This window comes from Nocardia sp. NPDC046763 (assembly GCF_040645495.1).
Taxonomy (GTDB): domain Bacteria; phylum Actinomycetota; class Actinomycetes; order Mycobacteriales; family Mycobacteriaceae; genus Nocardia.
The window spans coordinates 244143-254473 of record NZ_JBEYYI010000012.1 but is presented as its reverse complement, the minus strand read 5'-3'; the positions used below and the strand labels follow the sequence as shown (position 1 = coordinate 254473).

Here is a 10331-nt window from a genome sequence, read left to right as displayed (position 1 = left end):
GGTGCCGGTGGCGCCCTGCTGGAAGGGGCCGTCGAGGGTGACCCACTCGGTGTCCTGGTTCCACTCGGGCCAGGTGGCCATGTCGGCCCACTTGGCGAAGAAGGCGGCGGGAGTGGCGGTCGAGGTGGCGGAGGCTTCAGCGATCTGCGTCATGAAGATAGTATGCGCGCTTACTACTTCTTCGTCAACCCCCGATCTTCGATCGGTTCGGAACGGGGTCGATCGGCTCACAAACGACCCGCTGCGGGGAACACGACCAGCGGCGAGTATGTTGCACCGACCGTGACTGCTACCGATCTGACCATGTACTCGACGACCTGGTGCGGCTACTGCCGTCGCCTCAAGAAGCAGCTCGACGAGGCCGGCATTACCTACGAGGTGATCGACATCGAAGACCACCCCGATGCCGCCGAATTCGTGGGCAGTGTGAACAACGGCAATCACGTTGTGCCGACCGTGAAGTACCGCGACGGCTCGACGGCCACCAACCCCACCCTGGTACAGGTGAAAGAGGCCCTGGCCACCATCGGCTAGCCCCGGGGATGAAGAAAGAAGCCGCACACCACCAGGTGTGCGGCTTCTTGTTGTGCCCGATCAGCTTTCGGCGGCCCAGGATTCGACGATGGTCCGGGCGATCGAAATCGACCCCGGCAGTAGGAGTTTCGCTTCGCCGTCGGTGGCCCCGGTGGGCGATCCCCACGCGCCCGCGGCCAGCGCGGCCCGCACCTCGTCGCGGGTGAACCAGTAGGCCTCGGCGATCTCGCCGTCGTGGAAGGCCAGCGGCTGGTCCGGGTCGGCGACACCGGCGAAGCCGAGCATGAGCGAGCGCGGGAAGGGCCAGGGCTGGCTGCCCAGATAGCGGATCTCGCGGACGTCGACGCCGACCTCCTCCTTGATCTCGCGTTCGACGCAGCGTTCCAGGGACTCCCCCGCCTCCACGAAGCCGGCCAGCAGCGAGAACAATCCCTGCGGCCAGGTGTGCTGGCGGGCCAGCAGCACGCGGTCGCCGCCGTCGTGGATGAGGCAGATGACGGCCGGGTCGGTGCGCGGGAAGTCCTCGTGCCCGGTTTCGCTGATGCGCGACCAGCCGCCATTGGCGGAGGTGGTCGGGGTGCCGTCGACGGCGCTGAAGGCCGCCTTGTCGTGCCAGTTCAGCAGGGCGATGGCGGTGGAGAGCAGGCCGGTGCCGAAATCGTCGAGGTCCAGGGTGGAGCCGTAGGCGCGCAGGTCGGCCAGCGTGCCCTCGATGGTGTTGTCGCGCACGGCCCACAGGTGGGTGCCGTCGTCCACACCGAGGAAGACGGCCTCGGGCGCACGTTCGGGGGCGAGGGTGAGTGCGGCCTCGAGCACCACGGTCCCGTTGTCGACGCGGACCTGGCCGCGCTTGTTCATTCGCAGGAGTTTGGCCTGGGCCCAGCCCGCTTTGAGGGCCTGTTCGTCGGAGCGGAGGTCTTCGGCCCGGTCGAGTGAGGTACGGGACAACACCGGAACGGCATTCAGCTGGAAACCTGACACACCCCGAGACTAGACGGGCGTGATCGTCAGGCGTGGACGCGGCGCAGATAGAGGAGCCTGTCCCCGGTTTCGAGGGCGTCGGTCTCGGGATCGCCGACGCGGATCAGGCGGCCGTCGCGGACCACACCCAGCACGATGTCGCGCAGGTGACGCGGGGAGCCGCCGATCTCTTCGGTCTCCGCGTCGCGTTCGGCGATGGCGAAGCCGGCCTCGGGGGTGAGCAGGTCCTCGATCATGTCGACCACGGCCGGAGTGGTGGTGGCGATGCCGAGCAGGCGGCCGGCGGTCTCGGAGGACACCACCACGGAGTCGGCGCCGGACTGACGCAGCAGGTGGGTGTTCTCGGCCTCGCGCACGGCCGCGGAAATCTTTGCCCTGGGATTGATTTCGCGGGCGGTGAGGGTGACCAGGACGGCGGTGTCGTCGCGATTGGCGGCCACCACGACGGCCGCGGCGTGCTGAACTCCGGCCAGCCGCAACACATCCGACTTGGTGGCCGAGCCGTGCACCGTCACCAGTCCGGCATTGGCGGCGAATTCGAGCACCTGCGGGTCGGTGTCGACCACCACGATGTCGCCGGCCTGCGCGCCGTCGGCCAGCATGGCGTCCACGGCGGTGCGGCCCTTGGTGCCGTAGCCGACTACCACGGTGTGATTACGCACGGTGCGCCTCCATCGCTGAATCTTGAACGCCTGCCTGGACCGTTCGGTGAGCACCGACAGGGTGGTGCCGACCAGGACGATGAGGAACAGGATCCGCAACGGCGTGACCACGAAAATATTGATCAGCCGCGCGGTGGGGGTGACAGGTGTGATGTCGCCGTAGCCGGTGGTCGACAGCGACACCGTGGCGTAGTAGGCGCAGTCCAGCAGGCCCATCCGGTCGCGGGCGTTGTCGTGGTAGCCGTCACGTCCGATGTACACCACCAGGGTGGCCCCCACCAGCAGCAGCACCGCCAGCCCCAGCCGGCGCATGAGCGAATACCACGGGCTGGACTGGGCGGAGGGGACCCGCAGGACGCCGACCAGCGCGAAGTCGGGCCGCTCGGTGAGACCGGCCAGTCCGCGCGAGGAGTCACCGGACACGCGAATCACCGGTCGTTCCGGTCACTTCTGGCTGCGGCACAGGTCCGGAGCGTACCGGGCGAAACGGCGTGCGGCGGTTTCGGCGGGCGCGCGTCGCGAAGTCGCGCGGCGGTCCGGCGCTCAGTGCAGCCGGTCCGGCGGCACCGACTCCGGATCGGGTGGCGGCTCGAAATCGGGCGGGAAATCGAAGCCCGGCACGGGATCCCAGTGTGGGCCCGAACGGGCAGCGGCGCGCTCGGCGGGCATCGGCGCGGAGGGCGGCGGCGCATCGGGGCCGGGTGGCGCTTCCGGGTCGGGCGGCGCTTCCGGGTCGGGCGGCGCTTCCGGGTCGGGCGGCGGCTCGAACTCGGGCGCGGGTCCGTCGTCGTATCCGGCGGGTCCGGGTCGCCCCGAAGTGGCGGGGAGACGCAGCATTTCGACATCGGTGGGCTCGGCAGGACCCGGATCGTCGTCGTCCGGCTCGGGCGGGAGCGGGGGTTCGGGCGGGGTCGGCGGAATCCGGCGCGGGGCCGCGTCGGTGATGATGGCGGCGAGTTCGGCTGGGCCGGGCAGGTGTTCGGGGGCGATGGTGCGGCCGGTGCGGACATAGTGGAAGGCGGCGACCGTCTCGGCCAGCAGGTCGGATTCGGTGCGGCCGCTGCGGGCGGCCTCCAGACGGGCCCAGGCCAGCCGGTAGACGGCGAGCTGGACGGCGACCGAATCCTCGTCGGCGCGTTGCGGTTCCGCGCCGGTCTTCCAGTCGACGATGACCCAGGTGCCGTCGGGGCGGCGGAAGACGGCATCCATGCGGCCGCGAATCACGGTGCCCGCGATGGTGGTTTCGAAGGAGATCTCCACCTCGACGGGATTGCGGTCTGCCCACGGGGAGGCGAGGAAGGCCTCCTGCAGGCGCATGAGGTCGGCGTCGGTGTCGGTGATGTCGGCCGCGCCGGGCATTTCCTCGAAGCCGAGCAGGCGTGCGCCGCCGAACCAGCGCTGCAGCCAGGCATGGAAGGCGGTGCCGCGTCGGGTGTAAGGGCTGGGCGGGTACGGCAGCGGACGGCGCAGGCGGGCGGCGAGTTTCGCGGGGTCGGCGCTCAGATCGACCAGGGCTGTGGCGGCGAGCTGGCCGGGCAGTTCGACCTCGCGCATAGCCTGTTCGGCGGCGCGGTGTTCCGCGATGAGGGCGCTGACATCCTCGGCCCAGCCTTCGGGATCCTCGTCCGCGTCCTCATGCTCGAGATTTGGCTCGGGATCCGCTGCGGCGCCGCCGAATTCGGGCCCGAAGTCGAGTTCGGTCTGCTGCGGGCGGGATTCGGCGCGCAGGGTTTCGAGTGCGGCCCTGACCAGGGTCACGCCCTCCTCCACGAATTCGCGGCGGGAGCCGAGCGGGTCCCGCGGCCAGGTGGCGGTCTGCGGGTTGTCGGTGAAGGGGTTGGAGGTGTCGGGCAGGGGCGGATCGTCCCAGCGGTCGATGTGCACACCGTGCGCCAGCTGCGAGCCCGGAGCCTCGGTCTCGTGTTTGAGTTCGAGCAGAAAAGCGGAAGGGCCCTTGGGTTTCGAGCCGGTCTCCGACCAGTGATGGGCGGAGACGAACAGGGCGCGCTCGGTGCGAGTGAGGGCCACGTAGAACAGCCGGCGTTCCTCGTCGAGGCGGCGGGCCGCGAGGGCCTTCTTGTGCTCGTCGAGGGCGCGTTCCAGATCGGCGCGGTCGTAGAGGCCGGCCAGGTCGAGGACGGGGACGCCGTCGGTGGCGTCCTCCTGCTCGCGGTCGCCGCGCAGCGCGGTCGGGAGTTCGGCGAGAGCACCCATCCAGGTGGCGGTGCCGGTGCCGGACGGGAAGGTGCCGTCCACCACGTGCGGGACCGCGACCACCTCCCATTCCAGGCCCTTGGCGGCGTGCACGGTGAGCACCTGGACGCGATCGTGGGCGACCTCGACTTCGCCCGGCTCCAAACCGTTTTCGACCTCTTCGGCGGCGGCGAGGAAGTCGAGCAGGCCGGACAGGGAGGAGCGGTGATCGGCCGAGTATCCGGCCACCACCTCGGCGAAGGCATCGAGGTGCTCACGCCCGGCGGCGGCGTAAGTGCGGCGGGCCTGAGTCTCCACGCCGACGCCGATCGTGCGCTCCACATCGGCGACCAGTTCGGCCAGCGGCTGCCCGGCCCGCTCGCGCAGCGCGGAGAGCTCGCGGCCGAGGGCCGTGATACGGGCGAAGCCCTGGGCCGAATACTGGTCCGGCTCACCGGGATCGGCGATGGCGTCGCCGAGTCCGGCCTTCTCGGCGGGTTCGGGCGCGACCTCGCGCAGCGCCTCGTCCAGGGTGGCAGTATCGGTGATGGCGTCGGTCTGCCCGGCGGGGCGGCGGATGGACAGCTCCCGCGCACGGCGGGACAGAGCCGCGATGTCCGCGACGCCGATCCGCCAGCGGGCACCGGTCAGGATGCGCACCGCCGCGCTGCCGGCCGACGGATCGGCGACCAGGCGCAGGGTGGCGACGATATCGGCGACCTCCGGCGTGTGCAGCAGCCCGCCCAGGCCGACGATCTCCACGGGTAATCCGCGCTCCCGCAGGGCTTCCGCGAGCGGGGCGGCATCGGCATTGCGCCGCACCAGTACCGCGGAGGTGGGCGGCGGGTCGCCGTCTTCGCTCGCGGCCCCCCATTCGGCGGCGATCCGTTCGGCGACCCACTCCCGTTCCACCGCAACGGTTTCCGCGAGTGCCAAGGCGACCAGTCCGGCCGTGGCGTCCGGACGGGGCCGCAGCGCGTCCACCGTCACTCCCCCGCCGCGCGCAGCCCGCTCGCGCAGGGGATCCGATACCAGGTTGGCCAGATCCAGGGCCTCCGGTGGATTCCGCCAGCTGGTGAGCAGCGGCAGGATCGGCGCGGGAATCCCTGGGGCACTGGGGAAGTCGGTGGCGAAGCGCGGCAGATTGGCCGCCGACGCGCCACGCCAGCCGTAGATCGACTGCATGGGGTCGCCGACCGCGGTCACGGCCGGCGGTTGCCGCCGGGTCCGCCCGGCGGCCGGGTCGGCCGGAGCCGTCGCACCGAAGAGGGCGGAGAGCAGGATGCGCTGGGAGTGGCCGGTGTCCTGGTATTCGTCCAGGAGGACCAGGCGGAAGCGATCGCGTTCGGCCGTACCGACTTCCACGTGGGTGGCGGCCAGGCGGGCGGACAGCGACATCTGCGCGCCGAAGTCCAGGGCGCCGCGGCGGCGGAGTTCCTCGGTGAGGCGTTCCACCAGGGGCAGCAGGGCGACGCGCTCGTGCTGCGCTTCGAGGAGGTCGAGAAGGGCCTTCTTGGGGCCGCCCTTCTGCCGGGGTCCGGCGGGGAGGGTGTGGACCAGGTGCTCCAATTCCAGGTGGGCCGTGGCCAATTGGTGCGGTTCCACCAGGTGTTCGGCGAGCTGGCCGGAGAGGGCGAGCACGGCCTCGGTGACACCGACGGGACTGCGTTCGGTGTCGAGGTCGCCGTCCCAGCTGGAGACGACCCGGTAGGCGAGCTGCCACAGCTGGGTCTGGGTGAGCAGGGTGGCGGTGGGTTCGACCGGCAGCAGCAGGCCGTATTCGGTGAGCAGGCGGCCCGCGTAGGAGTGGTAGGTGCTGATTTCCGGTTCGGACTGGGTGAGCTGAGCGCGGAGGTGGCCGGTGGGGTCGATGTCGCGCACCACCGGGGCGCCGGCCAGCCGGGCCAGGCGGGTGCGGATGCGCTGGGTAAGCTGCTGGGCGGCCTTGCGGGTGAAGGTCAGTCCCAGCACCTGTTCGGGTTCGACCAGGCCGTTGGCCACCATCCAGACCACGCGGGCGGCCATGGTCTCGGTCTTGCCCGCGCCCGCGCCCGCCACCACCAGGGTGGGTCCCGGCGGGGCGGCGATGACGGCGGCTTGTTCGTCGGTGGGCGGCGGCAGGCCCAGCGCGTCGGCGAGCTGACGCGGGGTGAGCCCACCCGTCACCCGGCCACCACCCCCCACGGAATCGCTACGCGATGCCGCATTCACTGGTCCGTCACCTGCCGGCCGGTGTCCTGCACTGGGCAGCTGCCGGCGACCTTGCAGTGACGGCAGCCGTCATTGCGCATGGCGAGGTAGCTGGGGCCCTTGGAGGCATCGGCGGCGTGGTGGATGACGGTGCGCCAGGTCTCGATTCCGTCCGCGTCCAGCGGCGGCTGGGTGCGCTGGGTCGCGCCCTCCTTGCTGCTGGGCTTGGCCACGTACACCAGGCGCGCGCCGCCGGGCTCGCCCTCGCCGAGCGCGCCCTCGGCGGCGGCGACCTGATAGGTGGCCAGCTGTGCGTGTTCCTCGGCGGCCTGCTTGGAGATGGGGGTCTTGCCGGTCTTCACGTCGACGATGACGAAGCGGCCCAGGGCATCTCGCTCCACCCGGTCCACCCGGCCGCTGATCCGCACCGGCTGTTCGCCGGGGCCGCGGGCGGGCAGCACCCAGTCCACCGGCACCTCGACGCCGATGGCCGTGAGCTCTTCGCGGGTATTGCGCAGCCAGGCCAGGAAGGTGTCGACCATGGTCTCGGTGCGGCGCAGTTCCGCCCGGGAGTGCCAGTTCTCGCCGTCGCGGGCGGTGGGGTCGACCTTCTTCCACGCCTTCGCCAGGGCCTGTTTGACCTGGTCCTCGCTGACCTGCCCGGCCAGCGCCTGCACCAGGGTGTGAACCAGGTTGCCCTTGAGCGCGTGCGGGTTTTCGCCATCCCCGCCGCCGTGACGTTCCAGTGCCCAGCGCAGCGGGCAGGTCTCGAGCTGATCGACGGTGGACGGCGACAGCGAGATCGCGCCGTCTTCGCTGTCCCACAGCGGATTCGTGGAGGAGAGCTCCGCGGTGCCGTACCAGTCGTCCGGGTGCGCGCCCCGCACCCCGGCCTCCGCCAGCCGCGCCAGCTGCCGGGCCGCGCGCAGGCGACGCTCCGGCGCGGTCTCGGGATCGCAGGCGGCGGCACGCAATTCGGCGATGAGGGCGTGCATGGCCAGGGCGCGGCCCGGGTCCACCGGCGGCGGGATCCGGCCCGGCTGCCCGTCGGCGGCCTCACCGTCCATGTCGGCCAGGAACCGCGACGGCACCAGATCCTGGTCCCCCGTGACGGATTCGACCGCGGTCACCAGTAGCGACCGGCGCGCCCGGCTGCACGCCACCAGCAGCAGCCGCCGCTCCTCGGCCAGCAGCGGCGCGGCCCGGCTCATCTTCTCCCCCGAACCGCCCACGCCCGCAAGCAGATCCACCAGATCCTCGACGCCGAGCAGGGTGCCGCGCGGCCGCAGATTGGGCCAGATGCCTTCCTGCACGGCCGCCACCGCCACGGTGTCCCACTCCCGCCCCGCGGCCGCGTGCGCGCTGCAGATGGTCACCGCCTCGCCCGGATCGGTGACCGGTGCGTTGTCCTGCGGAATCTCCTGCTGCTCCAGGTATTCCACGAACCCTTCGATCGTGGCGCGCGGCAGCCGGTCCACATACGCCGCGGCCGCCTCGAACAACCCGACCACCGCGTCGAGATCCCGATCGGCCTGCATCCCGACCGCTCCCCCGCGCTCGGACTGCCCGACCCACCGCCGCTCCAGCGTGGAGCCCGTCCACACCCCCCACATCACGTCTTCCAGCCCGCCCCCGTCCCGCCGTACCTTCCGCGCCCGCCCCAGCGCCTTCAGCACCCGGCGCAGCGGCGCGGACTCCACCGGCGTGAGCTTCTCCAGCACCAACCGATTCCCGGCCCCCACCAGCAGATCCCGCAGAATCTCCGCCGACGACCGATCCAAGTCGGCGAATCGCTCCGCGTCCCCGTCGAATTCGGCCTCCGGTCGCGGCCGGACCGGTCTGTCGCCGCGCGGCTGTGCGGCAGCGGACGACGGGCCCGCATCCGCAGCGGGCGACTCGGAGGGCCGCCCGCTGCCTGTCGGATCCGATTCCGTCACATCGGATTCGGCCGCGTCGATCGAATCGCGCTCGGCGTCGTCCTCGGCCGCGCGCTCCGGATATCCGAGCTCCATCACCGTGCGCCGGATACCGCGCCGCAGCCGCCGCAGGCTGATCTGGTCCGCACCGCCCAGCGGGCCGGCCAGCAGGTCGAGCGCATCGTCGGCGGTGAATGCAATCGGCCGCGGATGCCGCACCGAGGTCGGATCGCCTGCGGTAACGGCCCGCAGCGCCAGCAACATCCACACCGCGCCCCGCCGGCGCGCGAGCGGAACGTCCGCCGGCGGCTGCCTCACCGGCACACCGGCGGCCAGCAGCGCCCGCCGCAGCGGCGCCAGCGACAATGGCACCGACCGCACGATCACCGCCATCCGAGACCAGGGCACCCCGTGCGTCAGATGCGCACGCCGCAGGTGATCGGCGATCAGCGCCGCCTCTTTGGCCGGTGTCGTCAGCACCTGCACCCGCACCGAATCGCCGGTCGTGTCCGGCCGGACCGCCGCGGCGTGCCGGACGCCGTTCGAACGGCGCGTGCCGCCGTCGACGGTGGTGGACGTTGCGTCGCCCGGTCCCGATGTGCCGGCTGGGCCGTCGACGTGCGGCGGGGTTGTGGCACCGCGAGATTCGTCGCCGTCCACGAGGCCGGCGGCGATCGCGTGGAGGAAATCGACGGTGGCCGCAGTGGGGCGCGGATCGGGCGGTGGAGTGCGGTGGGGCGCGGCGCCGGGGAGGCGGGCGGCTATGCGGTCGGCTATTTCCTGGACAGCGGGAGCGGAGCGGTGGTTGTGGCGCAGGACGATTCGGCGGTCGGCGGGTGCGCCGGGGTCGGCGGCGAAGCGGGAGTCGGCGCCGCGGAAGGTGTAGACGGCCTGGTCAGGGTCGGCGGCGATGACGGTGGTGGCGGCGCCGCTGCCCAGGGCACGAATGAGCTGGGCGGCGTGGGGATCGAGGTGCTGGGCGTCGTCGGCGAGGATGCAGTGCAGCCGATTGCGTTCGGCGGCAAGGAGTTCGGGGTCGGTGTAGAAGGCGTCGAGGGCGGCGGTGACGAGTTCGGCGGCATCGAGGGCGGGAGCGCTGGCCTCGGGCACGTCCATGCCGACCGACCAGCGCAGCATCATGATCTGCTCGTAGCGTTCGGCGAAGCGCCCGGCAGCGGCCCATTCCGGATGGCCGTGGGCGCGCCCGAGTTCGATGAGATCCTCGGGCCCCAGACCGCGTTCGGTGGCCCGCAGCATGAGGTCCCGCAATTGTTCGGCGAATCCGGTGGCGGACAGCGCGGGATGCAGTCGCTCGGGCCATGCGGCGGCGCCGTCGGCGAGGTCGCCGCGCAGCAGTTCGCGCACCACGATGTCCTGCTCGGATCCGGTGAGCAGGCGCGGCGGCGGATTGCCGTGTGCCGCCGCGACGGAGCGCAGCAGCCCGAAGGCGTAGGAGTGGATGGTTCGCACCAGCGGCCCGCGGCTGGCGCCGGGCACCCCGCCCAGTTCCGGATCGGCCGCGGCGATGCGGGCGGTGATGGCGGCGCGCACGGCGGTGGCGGCACGCTTGGTGTAGGTGAGCACCAGCACCGATTCGGGTGCTGCCCCGGCCAGGACGCGCGCGGCGGCCACATCGACCAGCAGTGCGGTCTTGCCGGTCCCGGGTCCGCCGAGCACCTGCCAGGGCTGCCAGCCGGGGTCGGCGCCGAAGTCGTCGAACAGCGGCCGGAGGGCGGCGTCCCACTCCCGTAAAGGGGTCTCCGCCTCGGCCCGGCGCACCAATCGCACCGAGCTATCCGATCGCATCACGTGGGCTATTTCAACAGACCGTCCCGACAGATTTCGTTTGCCATGA

The 10331-nt window shown here is 71.7% G+C and carries 5 protein-coding genes; 1 reads left to right on the top strand and 4 read right to left on the bottom strand.

The genetic code is table 11. The features are described 5' to 3' along the window. Positions 1-282: 282 nt before the first annotated feature. Positions 283-534 (top strand): mycoredoxin, encoded by a 252-nt coding sequence (locus tag ABZ909_RS21520; RefSeq protein ID WP_357002280.1) that lies wholly within the window; start codon positions 283-285, stop codon positions 532-534. 60 nt (positions 535-594) lie between these two features. On the opposite strand, the gene nudC is transcribed toward ABZ909_RS21520, so the two are convergent. From nudC to ABZ909_RS21500, 4 genes are all read right to left on the bottom strand, one after another. Further along, entirely contained in the window at positions 595-1515 is a 921-nt protein-coding gene (gene nudC, locus ABZ909_RS21515) for an NAD(+) diphosphatase (protein ID WP_357002278.1), read from the bottom strand. A 26-nt stretch (positions 1516-1541) separates the two neighbouring features. Then, positions 1542-2609, bottom strand: a complete 1068-nt coding sequence (locus ABZ909_RS21510; RefSeq protein WP_357002276.1) for a potassium channel family protein — start codon at positions 2607-2609, stop codon at positions 1542-1544. Between the two features lie 111 nt (positions 2610-2720). Beyond that, a complete protein-coding gene (locus tag ABZ909_RS21505) occupies positions 2721-6536 on the bottom strand; it encodes a UvrD-helicase domain-containing protein (protein WP_357002274.1) in 3816 nt (1271 codons plus the stop codon). A gap of 41 nt (positions 6537-6577) precedes the next feature. Then, complete coding sequence (locus tag ABZ909_RS21500; RefSeq protein ID WP_357002324.1) at positions 6578-10282, bottom strand: ATP-dependent DNA helicase; 3705 nt, start codon at positions 10280-10282, stop codon at positions 6578-6580. Positions 10283-10331 lie beyond the last annotated feature (49 nt).